We start from the raw sequence: 23233 nt of genomic DNA on the forward strand, positions 1-23233 counted from the left end.
CGAAGGTGGGCCAAGGTCCCGCCATGGCTGACGCGACCTATGTTTTCGACTTCGATTCGACCCTCGTGCGCGTGGAGACGCTCGAGGTCCTGGCCGATATCGCGCTGGAAGGCGCGTCCGACGCCGCGACCGTCCGCGCGCAGATCGCCGCCCTGACCGAACAGGCCATGGCGGGCGACCTGCCGTTCGGCGAGGCCCTTCGCCTCCGCCTCGCCCTCCTGCCCCTGACCCGCGACCACGTCCGCGCGCTCGCTGATCGCATCCTCGACGAGGGCGCGCCGTCGGTCCGCAAGAACCTGGCCTTCTTCCGCGCCAACGCCGCCAACATCCTGATCCTGTCCGGCGGCTTCCGCGAGATCATCGCCCCGGTCGCCGAGCGTCTGGGCATCGCGCCCGAGCGGGTGCTGTGCAACGACCTGATCTACGACGCCGACGGCCGCGTCACCGGTGTCGACGACGCCAATCCCCTGTCGCACGCGGGCGGAAAGCCCCAGGTCATCAAGGCTCTGAACCTGCCCTCGCCCGTGGTCATGGTCGGCGACGGCTGGACCGATGCAGAGGTCAGACAGGCCGGGGCCGCCGACCGCTTCTACGCCTATACCGAGATCGTCCGCCGCCCGACCGTCGTCGCCGTCGCCGATGCGGAGGTCGCTTCAATGGACGAACTGCTCCATGCCGAGGGCCTGACCGGGCGCTGGTCCTACCCGCGCAGCCGTATGCGCATCCTTCTGCTGGAGAACATCCACCCCGCCGCCGTCGAACGGCTGGAGGACGCCGGCTACACCGTCGAGACGGTCAAGGGCGCGCTGGGCGAGGACGAATTGATCGCCCGCATCAAGGGCGTCCACGTCCTCGGCATCCGCTCCAAGACCCAAGTCAGCGAGCGGGTTCTGGCCGCCGCTGACCGGCTGATGGCCGTCGCCGCCTTCTGCATCGGCACCAACCAGATCGACCTGGCCGCCGCCTCGGATCACGGGGTCGCGGTGTTCAACGCCCCCTACTCCAACACCCGCTCGGTGGTGGAGCTGGCCGTCGGCGTGATGATCAACCTGATGCGCGACGTGCCCGACAAGTCGGCCGCCATGCACCGGGGCGAATGGAACAAGTCCGCGACCGGCTCCCGCGAACTGCGCGGCAAGACCCTGGGCATCGTCGGTTACGGCGCCATCGGCAGCCAACTGTCCGTGCTGGCCGAGGGGCTGGGCATGCGGGTCATCTTCCACGACCTGACCGAACGGCTGGCCCTGGGCAATGCGCGGCGGATGCCGTCTCTCGACGCCCTGCTGGCCGAAAGCGACGTGGTCAGCCTTCACGTGGACGGGCGCGCCGACAACGCCAACGTCATGGGCGCGGCCCAGTTCGCGAAGATGAAGGACGGCGCCCTGCTGCTGAACCTGTCCCGCGGCCATATCGTCGACATCGGCGCCATGGCCCAGGCCCTGGGTTCGGGCCGCATCGGCGGCGCGGCGGTGGATGTCTTCCCTGAAGAGCCCGCCACCAATGCCGACCCCTTCGACAGCCCGCTGCGCGGCCTGAAGAACGTCATCCTGACGCCTCACATCGGCGGCTCGACCGAGGAGGCCCAGGAAGCCATCGGCGAGTTCGCGGCCGAACGCCTGCTGGCCTATCTGAACCGGGGCGACACCACCTTCTGCGTCAACCTGCCGAATGTGCAGCTGGCCGAGGTGTCCGGCGCGCACCGCATCCTGCACATCCACCGCAACCAGCCCGGCGTCCTCGCCGAGCTGAACCGCACGGTGGCCGAGGCGGGTCTGAACATCCTCGGACAACATCTGAAGACGGACGAACGCACCGGCTATGTCATCACCGACGTGGACCGCGACTATGATCCGGACGCGGTGCAGACCCTGCGGGGTGTGGCCGGGACGCTTCGCTTCCGGATGTTGTATTAGAAAGCTTACCTCGCGGCATCTTGCATACCCGCCAAACGGGCGCAGAGTGCGGTTAACGGTCGCGCTTTGACGGCCGAGGGAGGAAATCAATGTCTCGTTTTCTGCGTAACGCGGCTTGCGCCGCGTTGGCGGTTGCCGCCGTGGGCGCTGTCGCCTCGACGGCCAGCGCCCAGACCTACAACCGCCTCGTCGTCTTCGGCGACAGCCTCAGCGACAACGGCAACCTCTACGCCGTCACCGGCGGGACCAATCCCCTGTCGCCGCCCTATTATCAGGGCCGCTTTTCCAACGGGCCGGTGTTCACGGAGCTGCTGGGCTTCAACGCCGGTCGCTTCACCGCCGGCGCGCCCGTAACCGGCAGCGTCAACTACGCCTTCGGCGGGGCCCGCACCGACCTGTCGGCCAGCCCTCCGGGCATGCGCGCCCAGCTGCTGGCCTATACCGGCGCGGGCGGCACCTTCGGCCGCAATGATCTGGTCAGCGTCCTCGGGGGCGCCAACAACATCTTCCAGGCCTTCCCCGGCGCCGCGGCCAGCCCGGCCACGGCCCAGTCCACCATGCAGGGCGTCGCCAACGCGGCGGCCACCGACATCAACCTGATGGTCAACAGCATCGCCACGGCGGGCGCCGGCACCGTGCTGGTCACCAACCTGCCCCGCCTCGGCATCACGCCGCAGTTCTCGGCCACCGGCCCGAGCGGCGCGGGGCTGGCGGACTATGCCGGCAGCACCTTCAACAGCGCCCTGCTCAGCCGTCTGATGACCACCGCGGCCAACCAGCCGAACACCAACATCATCCTGATGGACCTCTACAAGATCAGCGACCCGCTGGCCGCCAACCCGGGCCGCTTCGGCCTGACCAACGCGACCAACAGCTGCCTCGTGGGCGCCACGGTCTGCGCCACGCCGGACACCTACCTGTACTGGGACGGCGTTCACCCGACAGCCGCAGGCCACCGTCTGATCGCGCGGCTGGCGGTGGACTACCTGTACTACGGCGATATCGGCGCCCAGTCGGCGGTGCAGGCCGAGACGGCCTTCCGCCAGCGTGAGGACCTGCTGGACCTCTCGACCGAGACCTTCGCCGGTCGCGGACCGTGGGAAGCGGGCACCCACATGACCTTCGGCGCCGTCGCCGACAGCGTCGAAACCGATGCCCGTGGCGTGGTCGCTGAAGCCAAGGCCACCGGCTGGGGCGGCCGCCTCGCCCTCGACCACGTCGCCTCCGAGTCGCTCCGTTTCGGCATCGCCGGCACGTTCCGCACCGCCGAGGTCGAGGCCGGTCCGATGAATTTCGACGTCGAGACCTATGCCTTTGACGCCTGGGGCGGCTGGCGCTCGGGCAATATGTTCCTCGGGGCCGCCGTCGGCGGGTCGATCGACAACTATGACGACATCACCCGCGTGACCTCCCTGGCGCCCATCGTCCACACGGGCGAGACCAACGGCGGCAGCATCGGCGCCCGCATCCAGGGCGGCCTGTGGTTCGACATGGGCGGTATCGCCCTGTCGCCCCGCGCCGCCGTCAGCTGGGGCTCGACCGACGTCAATGGCTATGCGGAACAAGGCTTTGCGGCCCAGTACAACTATCAGGACCGCACCGTTCAGTCCGCCGCGGCTGAAATCTCTCTGCGCGCCGAAGGCGGCGGCGACGGCATCGGCTTCTTCGTCGAGGGCGGCTATCGCGACTCCTTCGCCGACAGCAGCGATGGCGTCCACGTCGGCATCCTCGGCAACCCCGCCCAGATCCTCGAGCGCGAGATCGAGGACCCGTTCGGCGGATCGCTGCTGGCCTCGGCCGGCGTCGAAGCCGAAGTCGGTCCGGGCAAGCTGACCCTCGGCTATCGCGGCCGGTTCGGGGACAACGCCGACAGCCACGTCGGCGCCCTGACCTACAGCATCGCGCTGCAGTAAGGCTTTCAGACAGCCACGAAGGGCGCGCGGCTACGGTCGCGCGCCCTTTTCGTTGCCCGCCTGCGACGACCTGCCACCCCCGGCTGCCCCAAAGTCGCCCGGGCCCTCCCCTATCTCCCGTCTTCCCGAGGCGCAGAGCCCGGTCGCGCCGCGAATGTGGCGCACCGCTGCGCCCCCATCCCGCTCATCCGAGCCGAAGACGGAGCCGACGCCGCCCATGCGACGCCTGTTGCCGACCGCCCGGTCGTTTCTCATCCACTCCGGCCAGGCCGCCGTGCTCGGCGCCGTCGCCGTCCTTGCCATGGCCGCCGCACCGCTGGCTCCCGCCAACGATCCGGTCCCGCTTGACGGCTTCGCTGTGCCCGAGGCCCCGCCCGTCTCCGCCGTCGCCGCGCCGGCGGGCCCGATCACCCGCGTAATCGCGTTCGAGGAGCCAATCCGCGGCTATCAGGTGAACTCCGCCTTCGGCATGCGGCGGCTGCCCGGCCAGAACGCCCGACGTCACGAAGGCGTCGATATCGCCGCCCCGACCGGCACCGGCGTCATGGTCGCCGCCGAGGGGCAGGTCTTGCGCACGGGCTACGACGCCGGCGGCTATGGCCGCTTCATCGAGGTTCGCCATCCGAACGGCATGAGCACCCTCTACGGCCACCTCAGCCGCGTGGACGTGGCCAGTGGCGACGCGGTGGGCTCGGGCCAGCGCATTGGCCTGGTCGGCTCCACCGGACGCTCCACCGGACCTCACCTGCATTTCGAGGTCCGCCGCGGCGACCGTCAGGTCAACCCGGTGAAGGTCATGGGTCGGGAATTCGCGATGGTGGTCGCCGAGGGCTGATTTGAGTCGGTTGGCTTACATATGCCCACGCTTTCTTCACCCCTTTCCGCGATAGTCGCTCCCGCCGAAAGGGGGCGCCTTGGACCAGATCCTGTACTGCATCGCGTTCCAGCACGATTGGCGCTGGACCCTCGCCGCGGGCCTGGTCTGCGTTTTCGGCGTGGGCACGGTCTACCAGCTGCTGGGTCGCGCGCGCGGCGCTGCCGGCGCACGGCGACGTAATCTGGCGATTCTGGCCGCTCTCACCGGCGGCCTGGCGGTCTTTTCGACCCACTTCATGGCCATGCAGGGCTACGACGCGGGCGCCGAGGTGCGGTACGCCGTCTGGTCCACCATCAGTTCATTCTTCATGGCCTTCGCCAGCATCGGTCTGGCCTGTCTGGTCTTCCTGTCGCGCCATGGCCCGGTTGAGCGGGCGCTGGCCGCGGCCCTCGCCATGGCCGGCGTGGCCGCCATGCATTTCCTCGGCGTCGCAGCGATGCAGTTGCCGGGTCTCATCGTCTGGCGCGCCGAGCTCGTCGCCGTCGCCGTGGCCGGCTCTGTCGCCCTCGCCTCGGGAAGCGCCGCCTTCCTGCCGGGACGCGGGACCTGGGCGCGCTCGGTCGCGGGTCTGTGCGGCGCGATCGCGGTGGTGATCCTGCACTTTACGGCCATGAGCGCCATGTCCATCGAACCCCGGTTCGCCCCTGCCAATACGGCCTGGAGCGTGTCGGGCGGCGTCATGGGTCTGGTTCTGGCCGCCATGACGGTAAGCGTTGCGGCCATCGCGGGCATGGTCGCCTGGATGTGGTGGATGTCGCGGGCCAACGCGCTGGGCCAGCTGCGCCAGGCCATCGAAGCCATGCCCGACGGCCTGGCCTTCTACGACGCCGAAGACCGGCTGGTGCTGTGGAACAACCGCTACGCCAAGGTGAACCCCGAACTGGCCTCCGCCCTCAAGTCGGGCATGACCTTCCGGGAAATCCTCCAGATCGGCATTGACGAAGGCCTCTACGCCGACGCCATCGGCCGCGAGAATGACTGGGTCGAGGAGCGCCTGAAGGTGCGCAAGGCCCTGTCGACGACGATGGAGCAGAAGATCGCGGGCGATCGCTGGCTGCGGGTCTCGGACCGTCGCGCCGTCGCCGGCGGCACCGTGACCATCTGCACCGACATCACCGAGCTCAAGGACGACGCCCGCGCCCTGGCCGACGCCCGGGACGCCGCCCAGCAGGCCAACAGCGCCAAGAGCCAGTTCCTGGCCAATATGAGCCACGAGATCCGCACGCCTCTGAACGGCGTCATCGGCGTGGCGCAGGCGCTGGCCAACACCGACCTGTCGGCCCAGCAGCGCGAGATGCTGGACCTGATCCAGTCATCCAGCCAGACCCTGCAGGTGCTGCTGAGCGACATCCTCGATCTGGCCCGCGTTGAATCCGGCCGTCTGGAGCTGTCGGAGGAAGCCTTCGATCTGGGCCGCGCCGTTCGCGAGGCCGCCCAGCTGTATGAAGCCTCCGCCCGCGAGAAGGGGTTGCAGTTCTTCGTCGAGATCGCGCCCGAAGTGGATCGCTGGATCGCCGGCGACGTCGTGCGCCTCAAGCAGATCCTGACCAATCTGGTCTCCAACTCGGTCAAGTTCACCGGCGAGGGGTTCGTCTGCCTGACGGCCGCGCCCGGGCCGACCCGCAAGGGGCAACCGACGCTGCGCTTCTCCATCGAAGACACCGGTATCGGCTTCGACAGCGAGACCCGCGCCCGCCTGTTCAGCCGCTTCGAACAGGCCGACGGCGGCATCACCCGCAAGTTCGGCGGCTCGGGTCTGGGCCTGTCCATCTCGCGCCAGCTGGCCGAGATGATGGGCGGCGAACTGGATTGCGAGAGCGAGCCCGGCGGCGGTTCGTCGTTCATGCTGACGATTCCGATGCGCGTGGCGGAAGCCCCGGCTGCGCCCTCGGTGCCCCACTCGGCGCTCGCCGCGGGAGATGATCGACGCCTGCGAATCCTGCTGGCCGACGACCATCCGGTGAACCGCAAGGTGGTGGAGATGATCCTGGCCCAGGCCGAGATCGATCTGACCTCGGTGGAAGACGGCGCACAGGCCCTGACCGCCGTCCGCGACGGCGACTACGACCTGATCCTGATGGATATGCAGATGCCGGTGATGGACGGGCTGACGGCCACCCGTGAGATCCGCCTGCATGAGGCGACCATGGGCCTGCCGCGGACGCCGATCGTGATGCTGACCGCCAACGCCCTGCCCGAGCATATCGCCGCGGCCGAGGCCGCCGGGACCGACCGGCATCTGGCCAAGCCCTTCGACGCGGGGGAGTTGCTGGAGCTCGTGATCTCCCTGCCCCGCGCCGCCGACGCCGCGATCGCCGCCTGAATTCAGACGGCGATCGCTTCGCCTTCGACTATTCGTACCCGTGAGCCGCTTCGTTGATGACCTGCGAAGGCATCTCCGAGAAGTCCACGCTGACCGGCTGGACGCTCTTGGCCCGGAAGGTCTTGAGCACATGCTCGAGACGACGCCGCACCTCCCGCTCCGCCTCGGTCTGGCTGTCCAGATTCAGCGGCGCCAGGCAGAAGTCGATGATGGCCGTGGGGTTGTTCAGCGGTTCCATGGGTCTCTCCTTGAGGTTTGGCGGCCTTATTCGGCCGCGACGAACTGGGCGGTTTCGGTGGAGTCCTTCAGCGCCGTGGTCGACGACTGGCCGTTCGAGATGACCGTGGCCACCTGATCGAAATAGCCGGTGCCGACCTCGCGCTGGTGGCGGGTGGCGGTGTAGCCGCGGGCCTCGTTGGCGAACTCGCGCTGCTGCAGCTCCGAATAGGCCGCCATGCCGCGATCGCGGTAGCCGTCGGCCAGTTCGAACATGCCGTTGTTCAGGCTGTGGAAGCCGGCCAGGGTCACGAACTGGAACTTGTACCCCATGGCCCCCAGCTCGCGCTGGAACTTGGCGATGGTGGCGTCGTCCAGCTTGGCCTTCCAGTTGAAGGACGGCGAGCAGTTGTAGGCCATCAACTTGTTCGGATGCTCCTTCTGGATCGCCTCGGCGAACCGTTTGGCGTCATCCAGATCGGGGTGCGACGTCTCCCACCACAGGACGTCGGCGATCTTCGCATAGCTGAGGCCCCGCGCGATGCAGTGGTCCAGACCCGTGCCCTCCTTCAGGCGGAAGAAGCCCTCGGGCGTGCGGTTCTCGCGGTCGATGAAGGGCTGGTCGCGCTCATCGATGTCCGAGGTGATCAACTGGGCGCTCTCGGCGTCCGTGCGGGCGACCGCAATGGTCGGCGTGCCCATGACGTCGGCGGCCAGACGCGCGGCGACCAGATTGCGCTCATGCGCCTGGGTCGGGATCAGCACCTTGCCGCCCAGGTGGCCGCACTTCTTCTCGGAGGCCAGCTGGTCCTCGAAGTGGACGCCGGCGGCGCCGGCCTCGATGAAGGCCTTCATGATCTCGAAGCTGTTCAGCGGCCCGCCGAAACCGGCCTCGGCGTCGGCGACGATCGGCACGAACCAGTCGCGCTTGGCCCCGCCCTCGGCATGCTCGATCTGGTCGGCGCGCTGCAGGGTGCGGTTGATGCGGCGGCACAGTTCCGGCGCGGCGTTGGCCGGGTACAGCGACTGGTCCGGATACATGGCGCCGGCGGTGTTGGCGTCGGCGGCGACCTGCCAACCCGACAGATAGATGGCCTTCAGGCCCGCGCGGACCATCTGCATCGCCTGGTTGCCGGTGACGGCGCCCAGGGCGTTGATGAAGGGCTCGTCGTGCAGCAACTGCCACAGGCGGTTGGCGCCGCGCTCGGCCAGGGTATGGGTCACCGGGACCGAGCCGCGCAGGCGCAGCACGTCTTCCGGCGTGTACGGACGTTCAATGCCGTCGAAGCGGCCGGAGGGCGAAGGAACCAGATCGGCGAAGGTGGTCATGGCGGGTCTCTGTCCAGTGGGCCGTCGATGCGCGGCGGGTCACGGCAGAGAAACATGCGCCGGTCACAAACGACACACGGCGAGGCAGACATATCGCGTCATTGAGTCACAACATGACACTTGTTCTTAAGTCATTTTGTGACATCGTAGCGGGATGGACACCGCTGACCGCAAGCTGTTCCTGGGCGGCCGCCTCAAGCGGCTGCGCCGGGATCTGGGCCTGACCCAGACCGCCATGGCCGGCGATCTGGGCGTGTCTCCCAGCTATCTGAACCATATCGAGCGCAACCAGCGCCCCGTGTCCGCCCAGCTGCTGCTGCGTCTGGCGGAGACCTATGACGTGGACCTTCGCGCGCTGGGCCAGTCCGGAGGCCCGGCCTCCGAAGCCACCCTGTCCGAGGCCTTCGCCGATCCGGTGTTCAACGGTCTGTCCGTGCCCCGGCACGAGATCGTTCAGCTGGCCGAGGATCAGCCCGCCGTCGCCGACGCGGTGCTGCGCCTTTACCGCGCCTTCAGCGACCGCCGCACCCGCGACCGCGCGGAGGCCGACATCACCGGGGGCGGGGGCGATGAGACGCCCGCCGACCGCGTCCGCGACTATGTCCAGGCGCGGCAGAACCACTTCCCCGATCTGGATGCGATGGGCGAGGCTCTCGCCGCCGCGCTCGAGGCCGAGAGTCCCGGCGAGACCTTCGAAGCCCGCGCCCGCGCCCGTCTGCTGGCGCGCCACGGCCTGACGGTCCGCACCCTGCCCGACGATGTGATGGTCGAGTGGACGCGCCGCTATGACCCGCATCGCAAGCGGCTGCATCTGTCCGAAACCCTCGGCCCCGCCTCCCGCGCCTTCGCGGTCGCCTTCCAACTGGCCCTGGCCGAACATGATGCGGAGCTGACCGCGCTGGCGACCGCCGCCGACATGCCCGATGACGCCACGCGGCGGGTGTTGAAGGTGGCCCTGACCAACACCTTGGCCGCCGCCATCCTGATGCCCTATGCGGCCTTCCATTCGGCGGCCGAGGCCAACGGCTACGACATGGCGCGACTGGAGGCCCGTTTCGGCGTCAGCTTCGAGCAGGTCGCCCACCGCCTGACCACCCTGTCGCGCCCGACGGCGCGCGGCGTGCCCTTCTTCCTGATGCGGGTCGATCAGGCGGGCAATATCTCCAAGCGCTTCGCCTCCGGGGCCTTCCCCTTCTCACGCTTCGGCGGCGCCTGCCCGCGCTGGCGGCTGCACAGCGCCTTCCGCACGCCGGGGCGGGTCGTCACCCAGATCATCGAGACACCCGACGGCCAGCGCTGGTTCACCCTCTCCCGCACCGTCGAGCGTCAGGGCCGTGACGCCTTCACCGAGGGGCACGACCTGGCCATCGGCCTGGGGTGCGAGCTGAAATATGCCCGCCGCCTGATCCACGCCCGCGGCCTCGACCTGGCGGCGCCCGAGGTCACGCCCATCGGCCCGGCCTGTCGCCTGTGCCACCGCCACCCCTGCGCCGAACGCGCCGCACCGCCGGTGGACCGCGCGCCGGCTGTCGACGACTGGTCCAAATCGGTCAGCCCCTGGCCGTTCGTGCAGGAGACGGCGGGCTGAGACGTCGCGAGCGCCCCGCTTCTGTGATAGGGTAACCGCATGGCCGACGGCGCTTTGATCCTTCAGCTCGATCCCGAAACGGTGCGCCGTCTGGAAGAAGCCGCGCGTGAAGCAGGCGTCTCGCCCGAAGAGTACGCGGCGGATCGCCTGTCGGCGTCGCTGTCGCTCGACGCCCCCCTCCCCCTCGAAGACGCTCTCAGCGAGTTTCGCGGGCATGTCGAGGCAAAGCTGGCCGCCCGCGGGTGACCTTCCGCGTCATCGTCCAGAGCCGGGCAAGACGCGATCTGATCCGATTGGGTGATTTCCTCGTGAACGACAATCCGCGTGCCGCTCTGGCTGCGGTGGACGCCATAGAAGCCGCCCTACGCAGCCTCGTGACATTTCCCGAGCGCGGCGCGGAACACGGGTACGGACGACGCCTCGTTATCCCATTTGGCCAATCTGGCTATCTCGCCGACTACCGGATCGTCGGGGTCGAGGTGCACATTGAACGCGTGCTCCACATGCGCGAGGACCGCTAGACTCGCAGCAAAAGCTCCGGCCGCTCCCGGTACAGCGTCAGCACCAGCTCCCCGAACAGGGTGTTGGCCCAGGCGAACCATGGGCGGCTGAACGTCGCCGGATCGTCGACGTCGAAGGCCTCATGCATGAAGCCGGTCCCCGCATCGGTGGCGGCGAGGACGCGCAGGGCCGTCAGGATTTCCTCGTCGTTGCGGCTGGTCAGGGCGCGCATGACGATGGCGATGGGCCAGATGCGGCGGCCCGGGGTGTGCGGACTGCCGACGCCAGAGGCCGCGCGGCCCGCATGGAAATACGGATTGCCGTCGGAAAAGATCAGGGACCGCGTGCGCCTGTAGTCCGCGTCTTCGGCGGTCCCGTAGCCGAAATAGGGCGCGGAGATCAGGTTGGGCGCATTGGCGTCGTCCATGAAGACCCGCCCGCCATAACCATCGACCTCATAGGCCCAGACCCGGCCCGCCGTCGGATGCTGGACGAGGGCGTGAGCCTTCAACGCCGCATCGACCTCGTCCGCCAGGGCGCGGCAGTCGGCGGCGAAGACCGGGTCGGCGAACAGGGCCTCATGCATCTCGGCCAGTTGCCGCAGCGAGACCACCGCGAACATGTTGGAAGGGACCAGGAACAGGAACATCGCCGCGTCATCGGACGGGCGGTACATGCTGGCGATCAGGCCGACGGGCCGGATCGGATTGCCCCAGCCCTGCCCCGGCGCCATGTCCGGGCTCCAGCTGGTGGTGCGCTTGTGATGATAGGGGCCTGGGCCGCGCTTGCGCTGTTGCACCCGCATCGTCTCGACGCTGAGCCGCGAGGCCATGCGCCAGGCGTCGTCGAAGGGCGAGGCGTCGCCGGTGGCCTTCCAGTAGCCATGCGCCAGACGAACCGGATAGCAGAGCGAATCCAGCTCGTATTTCCGCTCCCAGACTTCGGGCTTCATCTCAGTCTCGTCGGTCGAGAAGGGCGACCCCGTCGGCCCCTTGTTGAAGGCGTTGGCATAGGGATCGAGGAGGATCTGCCGCGCCTGACGCCGGATCACGCCGGCCAGCAGGGTCTTCAGCGCAGGGTCTTCCGACGCCAGCGCCACATAGGGCCAGACCTGCGCCGAGGAATCGCGCAGCCACATGGCCGGAATGTCCCCGGTGATGACGAAGGTGTCCGGGCCGCCGTCCAGCGTCTCCTGCTCCACCGTGGTGTCGAGGGTGTTGGGGAAGCAGTTGCCGAACAGCGCGCCCAGCTTGCCGCGCGTTCCCGAACGGCCGAGGTGGCGCTGCACCTCCTCGACGGCGCGATCAACGGCGCGGCAGCGAAAATGGCGACTGTCCGGACCGGGGCGGCCATTGCCGAGCGGGTTAGTCGCTTGGGGTTCGCCCGCCGCCTGAGCGCGGACCGAGGTCGCGGTCGTTGAGGCGACGGCGGCCCCGATCAGCAGGCTGCGGCGGTCAAAAGCGGTCACGGCGTTTCCTTCACAGGGCTGCAGGATCGCCCGCGCCCCGCGCCGTTGTCGAGCGTAGCCGTCAGATCAGCCTGACTTTTCCGCCCTCCATCCGGTATTCGACGCCCGTCCGGTCGAACAATCGGGCGATCAGGGACGCCGGATCGGCGGCGCCCGCGTCCAGCAGGGTCTCGATCTCACGACGCACATCAGGGTCGCCCGTCACCTGCAACAGGGCCTCAAGCCATTCGTCGCGTGTCAGGTGTCCTTCCGCGCGATTGTCGTCAATCAGGGGCTTGAGGAAATCGAACCAGTCCCCCCCGGTCGCCCGCTTCTGCGCCGCTTCCGCCGCCAGGGCGAAGACCGCGCCGCAGGCGTAGTAGGCGCGATGCTCGCCCCGCTCATTGGCCGAGGCCACGGGCTTGACGGCCAAGGCGGTGCAGTCGTCGATTTCGGTCTGGAGTTCGGAACGGGCGTCATAGGCCGGATTGATGTGCGACAGGGCCCGAACGGCCATCAGATCGGCGCCGCCCTCGGTGATCCAGGCGTCGCGGGCCACGGCGTAACCGACCGTCTGCCCCAGCCAGAAATGCGCGCTCTCATGGGCGATGAACCAGCGGGCGTGGTCGCGCATCTCTGCAGATTCGCTGACCACGCTGTCGCCTTCGAAGGCCATGGTGATCAGGCCCGGCAGGACGCTGCCGCCCATGCTGCGCAACCGGGGCGTCGGGCCGTTCCAGCTGACCATGACGGTCGGCTTGTCGGTCTCGCCCGGCCCCAGACGCCGCGCATAATAGGCTGCGACACGCGGCGCGAAGCTCTTGATCTCATCGCCCATCCAGGCCGGCAGCCCGGGATCGATCACCGTCGCCAGGCCGGGGCTGTCGACCAGATCGGCCCGGCCGAACAGCACATAGATATCGCTCTGCTCCGACGTCGGATTGGCCTGTCGCTCCCCCTGCAACAGCACGGGGCCGGCGCGGTCCCGCCAGGTGATGCGCGAGGCTTCGGAGGCGATCTCGACCTCGTTGAGATCCATCGGCAGCGCCTCGACCTCGCCCGGCGACGCCACCGGAAACACATCAAACTGGCCCGAGAACAGGGCGGCGGATCCATCGGTGAACATCAGGGCCGGGTCATAGTCGGCCTGCAGGTCCTCGGCCCTGGGCGTCATGCGAATGCGGATCTCGCGCGGGACCGGCCCACCGTTCACGGCGCGGAGGATGTCGAAATATCCGCGGCGCTCCAGCACCACGCCCGGCGTCTCGACCGTCCACTGCCCCGGCCGCCAGGGCTGGCCGCTCTCGCGCGCCAATGCCGATCGCGCAAACACCCAGGTCGGGGAGTCCGACGGCAGGGCGAAGTCCGCCGTCCAGCGCTCGCCGTCACGGCTGACGGCCACCCGCGGAACGGATCGGGCCGCCTCAGGCGTCAACGTCGTGGCGCACCCGGTCAGCAGGACGGCGGCCGCGCTGGCGGCGATGAAGGCTGAACGCATCGAAGGCTCCCCTCTGCACCCGGAGCTTAGCCATGCGGGCGGGCGGCCGTCAGCTTAAGCTTTGGTCACGCTTGCGACCGGTCAAGGGCGCGCGTCGCCGCCGCCAGTTCGCCGGCCATGACGCTCTTCAAACGTGGCGGCGCTACGATCTCCACCTGCTCGCCCCAGCTGAACAGATGCCAGGCCAGTTCCCGCATGCCGGACGCCCGGAAGCGGACGATGACGCCGCCGTCGGGCTGTTCCTCGAACGACTGGGTCGGGTGCCAGCGCCAGCCGCGCGCCTCATCCGCCCCCTCCGCCGTGATCTTCAGCACCACGTCCTCGATGGCGTCCTGATAGATGCCGAAGGACTGGCCCGCGAAGACCTGCAGGTCGAAGTCGGCGGGCGGGACGGCCACGCCGGGCTCGGCCTTGACGGCGCTCATCCGGTCCAGACGGAAGGTCTTGATGGCTCCGCCCTCGCGTTCAGCGGCGACCAGATAGTTGGCGCGACCGAACATCAGCCCGCACGGAATCATGACCCGCCGCCGCGCCTCCGCGCCCGGGCGGCTGTAGATGAAGCCCAGCGGCTGCCCCGCCAGCACCGCCTGCCGCACCTCGGCCAGAACCACCTCGTCGGCGGAGGCGCGCGGTCCCGCCTGCACGGCCAGCGTCTCGGCGCGGACCAGCGCCTCCAGATCCGGCGCCAGCCGGTTCAGGGTGGTGGAGCGGACAGCGGACTTCAGCTTGCGTTCCAGCGCCTCCAGCGCCTCGGCCCGCGCCGGTTCGCCGGTCGCCCGCAAGCCCTGCGCCGCCCGGGTCAGCTCGATCAACTCCTCGGCCGTGGGGGCCTGTTCAAACGCCGACAGGCCGCCCCGGATGCGCCAGCGTTTGAACGGCGGGTCCGAGACCTCCTCCGCCTGCGGATACATGGCCACGACCGCGTCACGCAGGCGCTCGGCGGTGCGCCGGGCCGTGCCGGTTTCGCGCATGATCTCTTCCATGGTCACGCCTTCGGCGCTGGCCGCCATGCGCCGCGCCAGATCCAGAACCAGGGCCGCCTTGTCAAATCTCATGGCCGGACCAGAGCATACGACCAAAAATGACGCAACGCTGTTTTAGAACTCTCTCCATCGACAGCGACATCGCTTCACGGAGTTCACCCATGGCCCGCTTCAATCCCGCCGCCCAGATCGCCGCCAGCCGCTACCTGATCGTTCCGTGCGAGGCCGAAGCCGGCCTGGCCGTCATCTGGGATCGTCTGGAGGAACAGGTGATCGACGTCATCGACGCCCGCCAGTCGGCCCGCTACGCCGAAGAGGACGCCCTGTGGGACGAGGCCCGCCCGCTGTTCGACCCGGCCGGCGACTTCCGCCTGGCGGCCTGAGTTCAGGCGGTCTTGGGTTTGGTCCAGCGGTCGATCATGCGCTGGGCCGGCTGTTCGACGAACCGGTGCGCCACTACGGCCAGGACGACGATCAGGCCGAACAGGGCGATGCCGAACAGATCGTTCAGCCAGACCGAGCCGAAGTCGATGCGCCGTCCGCCCGGCAGCCAGTCCAGCTTGCGGCCGATGATCAGGGTCACGACCAGCACGAACATGTGCACCATGTAGATGGCGAACGACCACCGGCCGAGCGTGACCAGCGGGCGGGTGTCCAGCAGGCGGGACAGAGCCCCCTCCTCGCCCGCGAACACCCAGACCGAGAAGACGAACAGCAGCGTCACCAGCACCGTCACCGGCCCGGTCGCATAGCCGATGAAGGCGCAGACGCCGACCACCGTCGCGATCTCCAGCACCGTCGCCGCGTGCCCCTTCAGGCGCGGCATCCGGGTCCAGCCCCCCTGCAACAGGGCGCCGAGGAAGAATCCGTAGACCGCCCGCGGGAAGGCGAAGTCATAGGTGGTGTTCATGTACCGCCTGGCCTGGGTCAGCACGATCACCGCCCCGATGACCGCCAGGACCGCGCCGATCCAGCGCCAGGCCTTCGGCGTCGCCAGCACCAGCAGGGCGAAGACGACGTAGCAGCCGACCTCGACGCTCAAGGTCCAGGCCGGACCATTCCAGGTCAGGGACGGATGGATGTTGAAGGCCTGGATCAGCAACAGGTTGGAGAAGATCGCCTCGACCGACCGGTCGCGCGCGAAGGGCGTGACGCTGTCGAAATGGGTCCACAACCGCACCAGCTCCAGCCCGATGAAGGCGGCCAGCATCAGGACGTGCAGGGGCCAGACCCGGCCGAGGCGCCGCACCATGAACCGGCCCGCGTCCGTCGGCGTCTTCAGCCGCTGGCTGTAGGCGTGGGCGATCACGAAACCGGACAGGACGAAGAAGTAGTCGACGAACAGATAGCTGTGCTGGATCAGACCCCAGTCGCGCCAGTGGGCCGCCACCGGCATGTGGAACAGCACCACCAGAATGGCGCAGACCCCGCGCAGGGAATCCAGCGCCTCGAAACGGCGATGGGCGGGGTTCGCGGGGGCGGCTGTCGGGTTCACAGCCGCGTGATAGCGCCGCCCGATGACCGGCGATAGAGCCTTGTTACGGCGAACCTGTGGGCGGGTGCGTCGCTCGCACCCACGCCACGGACTGCGCCGCGATTTCCCGCAGGACGGACAGGTCGACGTCATCCAGCGTGTTCACGTAAAGGCAGGCGCCGCCCGTCTTATGCTTGCCCAGCCGCGCCAGCAGGTCGCCGCTCCCGGCGAACCCCCGCATGATGTAGAAAACCAGCTGCGCCTTGCGCGGTGAGAAGCCGATGATCGGCCAGTCACCGGTCGGGCCGCGATAGCTGCCGTAGCCGACGATCGACGGCCCCCACATCACCGGCTCCTCGCCCGTGACCTCGGTCAGTATCGCCCGGGCGGCCTCGGCGTCGGCTCGCCGGCGCGGGTTCTCGACGGTCGCGATGAAGTCGGCGACGGGCACGTCGGTGGGTTTGGTCTTGGGTTCAGCGGGCATGGCGAATACAATCTTTACGTGTTATCCGTAACCATTATGCCGACCATAGCCTTCTTCCATGGCATCGCCATCCGCATGTTCTTCAACGATCATGCGCCGGCGCATTTCCACGCCTACCATGGTGACCACGAGGCGAAGTTCGATATCGAAACCGGCGAGGTGATCGGCGGGCGACTGCCCTCCGCCCAGCGCAAGCTCGTCCAGAAGTGGATCACGCTGTATAAGTCGGAGTTACGCGAGGCGTGGCGCGCCGTGCGGCACGACCTTTCGCCAGAACGGATTCCCGGACCGGACGCCGACAATGACAACTGACGTAATCCGCATTCGGAAGCTTCAGCGGCTGGGCGACTATCGCCTGAAGCTCTGGTTCTCCGACGGCCGGGCGGGTGAATGGGATTTTTCCGAACTGGCGCGCCGCGACACGCCCGTCACACTGCCCTTCCGCGATCCGGCCTATTTCGACCGCGTCTTCCTGGAGTTCGGCGCCCTGACCTGGCCCAGCGGCTACGACTGGGCCCCCGACGCCCTGCACTCGGACATGGCGGCGGCGGGTGTCCTGAAAGTCGAGAACGCGGCGGCGTGAAGTGCATACTCGCTGCGATAGCGTTGTCCTCAATTGCACTGGTCGGTTCGTGCGGCAGACCCAATGACTGGACGTTGTTCGTCTACCCGGCGGGTAGCAGCGGCTATGCGATCATCACCCCAGGATTCAGCCATGATATGTGCAGGTTCGCTGGCAGAGAGGCTGTCCAGTCGTACCTCCAAGCGCCCGGACCTCGCACCCTGATTGACCTGGGCGATAGCGGAACGCCGACGTTCGAATGCGGCCGGCGTTGCCGCGTGCAGCAAGGACAGACGATATCCATCTGCGCAGAGACCTTCGACGCAGACGACTAAAGCGCCTTCACGATCCCCTCGACCATCTTCTTGGCGTCGGCGAACAGCATCATCGTGTTGTCGCGGAAGAAGAGCTCGTTCTCGACGCCCGCATAGCCCGCCGCCATGCCGCGCTTGATGAACAGCACGGTGCCGGCCTTCTCCACGTCCAGGATCGGCATGCCGTAGATGGCGCTGGTCGGGTCGGTCTTGGCCGCCGGGTTGGTCACGTCATTGGCGCCGATGACGAAGGCCACGTCGCAACTGCCGAACTCGCTGTTGATGTCCTCCAGCTCGAACACCTCGTCATAGGGGACGTTGGCCTCGGCCAGCAGGACGTTCATGTGGCCCGGCATCCGGCCCGCGACGGGGTGGATGGCGTATTTCACATCGACGCCCTCCTCCTTGAGCTTGTCGGCCATCTCGCGCAGGGCGTGCTGGGCCTGGGCCACGGCCATGCCGTAACCGGGGACGATGATGACCTTGGACGCGTTCTTGAGGATGAAGGCCGCGTCCTCGGCCGAGCCCTGCTTGACCGGCCGCGTCTCGACCACGCCGCCGGGCCCGGCAGCCGCATCTCCACCGCCGAAACCACCAAGAATTACAGAGATGAAGCTGCGGTTCATGCCCTTGCACATGATGTAGCTCAGGATCGCGCCCGAGCTGCCGACCAAGGCCCCGGTGATGATCAGGGCGATGTTCTCCAGGGTGAAGCCCAGCGCCGCCGCGGCCCAGCCGGAGTAGGAGTTGAGCATCGACACCACCACCGGCATGTCCGCGCCGCCAATGGGGATGATCAGGGTCGCGCCCAGGATCAGGGCGATGGCGAACACGCCCCAGAAGGCCCAGGTCGCCGTACCGCCCGACCCGATCATCACACCGATCAGCAGGACCAGCCCCAGCGCCAGGGCGACGTTGATCAGATGCCGCGCGGGCAGGATGATCGGCGCGCCGCTCATGTTCCCGTTCAGCTTGGCGAAGGCGATCACCGAGCCGGTGAAGGTGATGGCGCCGATGGCCACCCCGAGGCTCAGTTCGATGATCGACAGGGTCTTGATGCCGCCAGCTGCGGTGGCGATGCCGAAGCTGTCGGGGGCGTAGACCGCGCCGATCGCCACCAGACAGGCGGCCATGCCGACCAGACTGTGGAAGGCGGCGACCAGTTGCGGCATCTGGGTCATTTGCACCCGGCCCGCGATCAGCGCGCCCGCGCCGCCGCCGACCACCACGCCGCCGACGATCAGTCCCGCCGTCAGCAGGTCCAGCACGTCCGAACTCCACAGCGTCAGCACCGTCACCCCGACCGCCAGCGCCATGCCGATCATGCCGAAGGTGTTGCCCTGCCGGCTGGTCTCCGGGCTGGACAGCCCACGCAGCGACAGGATGAAGAGGACGCCCGCGACCAGATAGGCCAGCGCCGCGATGGATGCGTTCATTCCCTTGCCCCGTTCGTTCTGGCGAACAGTCCGGCGGCCGCCGTCTGTCCGGTCTCTCTCGCCACGCCGGTCTGGACCTCACCGGTCCGGCCGACCGCGATGCCGACGGGGCCCGGCCCGCCGGTCTTGGTCACTTCACACGAGCCGGTGTCTAGCGGCAGCCGCCCGCGCGACGGCCCGGAGCCCTCATCGTCCAGCTGGTTGATCCAGGCGTTCCGGTCATAGGAGTTGCGCTCATAGGTCACCGGCGGAAACCGGCAGACCAGCCGCCATGACGCGCCCCGCGGCGCCGACACCGCCCAGTGCAGCCCGGTCTCCAGACTGCGCCCGACATGGGTCTGGGCGGCCGCCGGCGCGGCCAGCATCAGGGCGGCCAGCCCGGCCGGAAGCGCTCTCATCGTCCGGCTCCCGGCGGCGGACAGGCCGTGCGCGACAGCCGCCACAGCGCCCCGGCCACGAACAGCGGCGAGATCAGCGCCAGCGCCCATTCGACCACGCCCAGCGGCCGCGTCTGGCCGACGAACCGCAGCAGGATGGACGAAAAGACCAGCACCGTGCCGCAGTCCACCTGACGCAGGCGACGCAGGGGCAATTTCTCGAAGAAGGACCGCAGCCACAGGCCCACGCCGACGACCAGTCCGGCCAGCGAGACGATGAGGGCGAACTGATGGGCGTCGAAGGTCACGAGGCGCCGGTCTCCACGGCCCTGGGCTTCTCCTTCTTGCGGTACATGGCCAGCATGCGCCGCGTGACCATGAAGCCGCCGAAGATGTTGACGCTGGCCAGGGTGACGGCCGCCACGCCCGCCCCCTTGGCGATCCAGCCGTCACCGCCCGAGGCGGTCGCGGCCGCCGCGATCAGGCCGCCCACGATGATGACGCTCGAAATGGCGTTGGTCACGGCCATCAGCGGCGTATGCAGGGCCGGCGTGACGCTCCAGACCACATAGTAGCCGACGAAGATCGCCAGCACGAAAATGGCCAGCCGGAAGATGGTGGGATCGACGTGTTCCACGGCGCTACGTCCTATTCTTCGGTCTGGCCGGATCATCACTTGGCTCCAGTCCAAGACGACGAGCCAAATCAACAGATGCCAACATCGCGATCAACAGGCCGACATACGCGGCGAAATGCTGACCCGAGGGATCGATTTTCCAGAGAACAACGACAACCGCAGCCATTCCGGCGGCAATCGCGACGAGATGCCATGGATACTTCCGGATCGCCGTCATCCCTTCACTCCTTCATGCACCACGGCCCCGCCGCTGGTGACCACCGACGCCTTGAGGATCTCGTCGTCCAGATCCACCGCCAGCACTCCGTCCTTCACCAGCAGCCCCACGAAGGCGACGAGGTTGCGGGCGTAGAGGGCCGAGGCGTCCGCCGCGATGCGGCCCGGAAGGTTGGACCAGCCGACGATCTGGACACCGTTGGCCGTGGTGACGATCTCGCCCGCCTTCGCGCCCTCGACGTTGCCGCCGTTGTCGATGGCCAGATCGACCAGCACCGAGCCAGGCTTCATCGAGGCGACGTGCGCCGCCGTGACCAGCCGCGGCGCCGGACGGCCGGGGACCAGGGCCGTCGTGATGACGATGTCCTGCTTGACGATATGTGTGGCCGTCAGCTCGGCCTGTTTGGCCTGATACTCGGGCGACATCGGCTTGGCGTAGCCGGCGGCGGTCTCGGCGGCCTTGAACTCCTCGTCCTCGACAGCGACGAACTTGGCGCCCAGCGACTCAACCTGTTCCTTGGACGCGGGACGCACATCGGTGGCGGTGACCACCGCGCCCAGACGCCGGGCCGTGGCGATGGCCTGCAGACCCGCGACCCCGGCCCCCATGACGAAGACCTTGGCCGCGGCCACCGTGCCCGCCGCCGTCATCATCATCGGGAAGCCCTTGCCATAGGCATAGGCGGCCTCGATCACGGCGCGGTAGCCGGCCAGGTTGGCCTGGGACGACAGCACGTCCATCACCTGGGCCCGGGTGATGCGCGGCACGAACTCCATCGCGAAGGCGGTGACTCCGGCCCGGGCCAGGGCCTCGACCGTGTCCTTCTCGCGCCAGGCGTCGAGCATGGCGACGACAATCGCGCCGGACTTCAGCGCGCTGGTCTCCTGCGCCGTCGGGCCCCGGACCTTCAACACCAGATCGGCGCCCGACAGGACGGCGCGGGTGTCGGCGGCCACGGTGGCGCCGGCGGCTTCATAGTCCGCGTCGGGAATGGAGGACCCGGCGCCGGTCCCGGCCTCGACCGTCACGGTCGCGCCCAGCGCAATCAGCTTTTTGACGGTTTCGGGAGTGACGGCGCAGCGCGTCTCGCCTTCACGGCGTTCGCGGGTCACGGCGATGGCGACGGCCAAGCGAATCCCTCCCTCGTTCTTTTGTTGAGCGACGTTAGGCCGTTCCGGCGCGGCGCGTCAAAGACGCACCCTGATGGACACGGGCCCCGCCCTCGACCATAGACGCCGCGTGTCAGACAGCCCCGCCCCGACCCTGCGCCGCAATGACCTGGACTGGATCCGGGTGGCCGCGTTCGGACTGCTGATCCTGTATCATGTGGCCCTGGTCTACGCCCCGTACGACTGGCACATCCATAGCACCCACACCTTCCCGTGGCTGCACGAAGCCCTGCTGCTGACCAACCCCTGGCGACTGACGCTGCTGTTCCTGGTCTCGGGCGCGGCCCTGCGCTTCATGACCGCCCGACGATCCCCGGCCCAGACCCTTCGCGCCCGGGCCGAGCGGCTGATCCCCCCCCTGCTGTTCGGGGCCCTGCTGCTGGTGCCGATCCAGTCGTTCGTCGAGGCGATCGACAAGGGCGGCTTCACCGGGAACTTCGCCGATTGGCTGTGGCACGAGTTCAGCCCCGCGGGCCTGTCGAACGGGGTGCCGGTCAACCACCTGTGGTTCATCGTCTACATCGCGGTCTACAGCCTGATCACCATCGGCCTTATGACCCGTCCCGCCCTGATGGCCAGGGCCGAGGCCTGGCTGGTGCGCAACACGGCGGGCTGGCGCCTGCTGGTCGTACCGCTGGCCTGGCTGATCGTGATCCGGATCGTGCTGTTCCCGATCTTCGGCATCACCAACAAGCTGACCTGGGACTTCTACAACCACTTCCTGTCGCTGGGCGCCTTCCTCTTCGGCTTCCTGATGGTGCGGCACGCGGCGCTATGGGCCGAGCTGGAGCGGCGGCGCCACCTGGCGCTGGTCATCGCCCTGATCGCCCTGCCGATCATGATGCTGCAGGCGGCGCACCCGGGTGGCGGCGCCTGGTTCGGCATCCCGCGCGCCGTCGTCTTCGCCATCGACCAGTGGGCGATGATCGCCGCCATCCTCGGCTACGCCAGCCGCCATCTGCGCAACACCACGGGCCCGGCCCTGCCCTATCTGGTCGACGCCACCTTCCCCCTCTACCTCGCCCATCAGACCGTGCTGGTCGTGGGGGTCTGGTTCCTCCGTCCGGCCAACCTGCCCGCGCCGCTGGAAGCCGCCTGTCTGGTCGGCATAACCTTCGGGGTCAGCCTGCTGATCTACGAGATCATGCGCCGCATTCCCGTGATCCGACCGATCTGGGGCCTGAAGCCCTTCCCGGTCCGGCCGGGGACTCCGCGCTATCACCGCCGCCGTCGCCTGCTGCATATCGCCATGGGCGCGCCGGTGCTGGCGCTGGCGGCGGTGCTGATCGGCGTGGCGACCTGGCCCGGCTTCGACCACGCCCGCCAGTATCTGAGCGAGCTGGGCGGCGCCTCGGCCCCCATGCCCCTGATCTTCAACGGCGGCGTCTTCCTCGCCGGGGCCATGTGCATCGCCGCCGGGGTGGGTTTCGGGCTGGCCATCCACACCCTCACCGGCGGGCGCGTCGTGGCGGCCCTGACAGCGGTGGTCTTCACCCTCGCCGGGATCGGCCTGTCGGCGTCCAGCCTCTTCCCCTGGCCCGACCCGCGCCACATGGCCATCAACCTGGGCCTCGGCATCCAGCTGGCGCCCCTGCTGCTGCTCTGGGGGCTATGGAAACATATGAACCTGAAGCGGCTGAAACTCTTCCTGGCCGTGGTCTTCGTTGTCATGGCCGTGCTGACCGTCCTGACCAAGCATCTCGTCTTTCCGGGCACCGTCACGGACGCCAATGTCGGCTGGTGGGAGCGCGGCTATGCGGTTATCCTCGTGGGCTGGGTCGGCGTCGCCGCCTGGGTGCTTGACCGCCGCCTGAAGGCCCACGCGGAGCAGGACGACGCCTGAATCGTCGGCTTCCCGCCACGCCGTCGCCACAAACCCGACCTGATCCAAAGAATCTTCGCGTCTTCACCATTGCGTGATTGAAAATCGCGCGGAAGTGATCGACATTGCGGAACTGTTGCAATGCAACATTTC

The 23233-nt window shown here is 68.3% G+C and carries 24 protein-coding genes; 11 read left to right on the plus strand and 13 right to left on the minus strand.

Annotated features, from left to right (window positions below; translation table 11 throughout):
- Positions 1-23: 23 nt before the first annotated feature.
- The 4 genes from serA to ACW174_RS17300 all read left to right on the plus strand — a co-directional run bounded on the left by serA (position 24) and on the right by ACW174_RS17300 (position 7026).
- The gene (gene serA / locus ACW174_RS17285) at positions 24-1913 is read left to right on the plus strand and encodes a phosphoglycerate dehydrogenase (RefSeq protein WP_492015592.1); all 1890 of its coding nucleotides are present in this window, start codon (positions 24-26) and stop codon (positions 1911-1913) included.
- An 89-nt stretch (positions 1914-2002) separates the two neighbouring features.
- Positions 2003-3826, plus strand: a complete 1824-nt coding sequence (locus tag ACW174_RS17290; protein WP_492015593.1) for an autotransporter domain-containing protein — start codon at positions 2003-2005, stop codon at positions 3824-3826.
- Positions 3827-4043: 217 nt separating this feature from the next.
- Positions 4044-4661 carry a M23 family metallopeptidase gene (locus ACW174_RS17295; protein WP_492015594.1) on the plus strand — a complete coding sequence of 206 codons (618 nt, stop codon included), beginning with the start codon at positions 4044-4046 and terminating at the stop codon, positions 4659-4661.
- A 79-nt stretch (positions 4662-4740) separates the two neighbouring features.
- Positions 4741-7026 (plus strand): ATP-binding protein, encoded by a 2286-nt coding sequence (locus ACW174_RS17300; RefSeq protein WP_492015595.1) that lies wholly within the window; start codon positions 4741-4743, stop codon positions 7024-7026.
- Between the two features lie 28 nt (positions 7027-7054).
- Here the strand turns inward: ACW174_RS17300 and ACW174_RS17305 are convergent, their stop codons facing one another.
- Positions 7055-7264, minus strand: a complete 210-nt coding sequence (locus tag ACW174_RS17305; RefSeq protein ID WP_492015596.1) for a hypothetical protein — start codon at positions 7262-7264, stop codon at positions 7055-7057.
- A 26-nt stretch (positions 7265-7290) separates the two neighbouring features.
- Positions 7291-8571 (minus strand): isocitrate lyase, encoded by a 1281-nt coding sequence (gene aceA, locus ACW174_RS17310; protein WP_492015597.1) that lies wholly within the window; start codon positions 8569-8571, stop codon positions 7291-7293.
- A 154-nt stretch (positions 8572-8725) separates the two neighbouring features.
- Between aceA and ACW174_RS17315 the strand changes: the two genes are divergently transcribed.
- The 3 genes from ACW174_RS17315 to ACW174_RS17325 are packed head-to-tail and all read left to right on the plus strand — an operon-like array spanning position 8726 to position 10680.
- Entirely contained in the window at positions 8726-10159 is a 1434-nt protein-coding gene (locus tag ACW174_RS17315) for a helix-turn-helix domain-containing protein (protein ID WP_492015598.1), read from the plus strand.
- A 39-nt stretch (positions 10160-10198) separates the two neighbouring features.
- A complete protein-coding gene (locus tag ACW174_RS17320; RefSeq protein WP_492015599.1) occupies positions 10199-10405 on the plus strand; it encodes a TraY domain-containing protein in 207 nt (68 codons plus the stop codon).
- On the plus strand, positions 10402-10680 hold the full coding sequence (locus ACW174_RS17325) for a type II toxin-antitoxin system RelE/ParE family toxin (protein ID WP_492015600.1): 279 nt from the start codon (positions 10402-10404) through the stop codon (positions 10678-10680). Before ACW174_RS17320 ends, ACW174_RS17325 begins: the two co-directional genes overlap by 4 nt.
- Here ACW174_RS17325 and ACW174_RS17330 read toward each other — a convergent pair.
- The 3 genes from ACW174_RS17330 to ACW174_RS17340 all read right to left on the minus strand — a co-directional run bounded on the left by ACW174_RS17330 (position 10677) and on the right by ACW174_RS17340 (position 14660).
- Positions 10677-12128: a glycoside hydrolase family 125 protein gene (locus ACW174_RS17330; RefSeq protein ID WP_492015601.1), complete on the minus strand. Its 1452-nt coding sequence runs from the start codon at positions 12126-12128 to the stop codon at positions 10677-10679. The genes ACW174_RS17325 and ACW174_RS17330 overlap by 4 nt on opposite strands.
- Positions 12129-12189: 61 nt before the next feature.
- Entirely contained in the window at positions 12190-13605 is a 1416-nt protein-coding gene (locus ACW174_RS17335; RefSeq protein WP_492015602.1) for a M1 family aminopeptidase, read from the minus strand.
- A 65-nt stretch (positions 13606-13670) separates the two neighbouring features.
- A complete protein-coding gene (locus tag ACW174_RS17340) occupies positions 13671-14660 on the minus strand; it encodes a helix-turn-helix transcriptional regulator (protein ID WP_492015603.1) in 990 nt (329 codons plus the stop codon).
- An 89-nt stretch (positions 14661-14749) separates the two neighbouring features.
- Here ACW174_RS17340 and ACW174_RS17345 point away from each other — a divergent pair, with 89 nt between their 5' ends.
- A complete protein-coding gene (locus ACW174_RS17345) occupies positions 14750-14971 on the plus strand; it encodes a hypothetical protein (protein ID WP_492015604.1) in 222 nt (73 codons plus the stop codon).
- Positions 14972-14973: 2 nt separating this feature from the next.
- On the opposite strand, the gene ACW174_RS17350 is transcribed toward ACW174_RS17345, so the two are convergent.
- Entirely contained in the window at positions 14974-16083 is a 1110-nt protein-coding gene (locus ACW174_RS17350; protein WP_492015605.1) for an acyltransferase family protein, read from the minus strand.
- Positions 16084-16126: 43 nt separating this feature from the next.
- Positions 16127-16546: a DUF1801 domain-containing protein gene (locus tag ACW174_RS17355; protein ID WP_492015606.1), complete on the minus strand. Its 420-nt coding sequence runs from the start codon at positions 16544-16546 to the stop codon at positions 16127-16129.
- 36 nt (positions 16547-16582) lie between these two features.
- On the opposite strand from ACW174_RS17355, the gene ACW174_RS17360 reads away from it, so the two are divergent.
- Positions 16583-16858 (plus strand): DUF4160 domain-containing protein, encoded by a 276-nt coding sequence (locus ACW174_RS17360; RefSeq protein WP_492015607.1) that lies wholly within the window; start codon positions 16583-16585, stop codon positions 16856-16858.
- Positions 16848-17129 (plus strand): DUF2442 domain-containing protein, encoded by a 282-nt coding sequence (locus tag ACW174_RS17365; protein WP_492015608.1) that lies wholly within the window; start codon positions 16848-16850, stop codon positions 17127-17129. Before ACW174_RS17360 ends, ACW174_RS17365 begins: the two co-directional genes overlap by 11 nt.
- A 310-nt stretch (positions 17130-17439) precedes the next feature.
- Here ACW174_RS17365 and ACW174_RS17370 read toward each other — a convergent pair whose 3' ends face one another.
- Genes ACW174_RS17370 through ACW174_RS17395 form a run of 6 tightly spaced genes read right to left on the minus strand, consistent with a single transcriptional unit; the run spans position 17440 to position 21219 of the window.
- Positions 17440-18858 carry an NAD(P)(+) transhydrogenase (Re/Si-specific) subunit beta gene (locus ACW174_RS17370; RefSeq protein ID WP_492015609.1) on the minus strand — a complete coding sequence of 473 codons (1419 nt, stop codon included), beginning with the start codon at positions 18856-18858 and terminating at the stop codon, positions 17440-17442.
- Positions 18855-19256 (minus strand): hypothetical protein, encoded by a 402-nt coding sequence (locus ACW174_RS17375; RefSeq protein ID WP_492015610.1) that lies wholly within the window; start codon positions 19254-19256, stop codon positions 18855-18857. Before ACW174_RS17375 ends, ACW174_RS17370 begins: the two co-directional genes overlap by 4 nt.
- Positions 19253-19543: a hypothetical protein gene (locus tag ACW174_RS17380; protein WP_492015611.1), complete on the minus strand. Its 291-nt coding sequence runs from the start codon at positions 19541-19543 to the stop codon at positions 19253-19255. The genes ACW174_RS17375 and ACW174_RS17380 overlap by 4 nt, the downstream gene beginning before the upstream one ends.
- On the minus strand, positions 19540-19872 hold the full coding sequence (locus ACW174_RS17385) for an NAD(P) transhydrogenase subunit alpha part 2 (RefSeq protein ID WP_492015612.1): 333 nt from the start codon (positions 19870-19872) through the stop codon (positions 19540-19542). The genes ACW174_RS17380 and ACW174_RS17385 overlap by 4 nt, the downstream gene beginning before the upstream one ends.
- 4 nt (positions 19873-19876) lie before the next feature.
- Complete coding sequence (locus ACW174_RS17390) at positions 19877-20089, minus strand: hypothetical protein (protein ID WP_492015613.1); 213 nt, start codon at positions 20087-20089, stop codon at positions 19877-19879.
- Entirely contained in the window at positions 20086-21219 is a 1134-nt protein-coding gene (locus ACW174_RS17395) for a Re/Si-specific NAD(P)(+) transhydrogenase subunit alpha (RefSeq protein ID WP_492015614.1), read from the minus strand. The genes ACW174_RS17390 and ACW174_RS17395 overlap by 4 nt, the downstream gene beginning before the upstream one ends.
- Positions 21220-21328: 109 nt before the next feature.
- On the opposite strand from ACW174_RS17395, the gene ACW174_RS17400 reads away from it, so the two are divergent.
- Positions 21329-23101 carry an acyltransferase family protein gene (locus tag ACW174_RS17400; RefSeq protein ID WP_492015615.1) on the plus strand — a complete coding sequence of 591 codons (1773 nt, stop codon included), beginning with the start codon at positions 21329-21331 and terminating at the stop codon, positions 23099-23101.
- The last annotated feature ends 132 nt before the right edge of the window (positions 23102-23233 follow it).

This window comes from Brevundimonas sp. AVps31, from assembly GCF_058681355.1.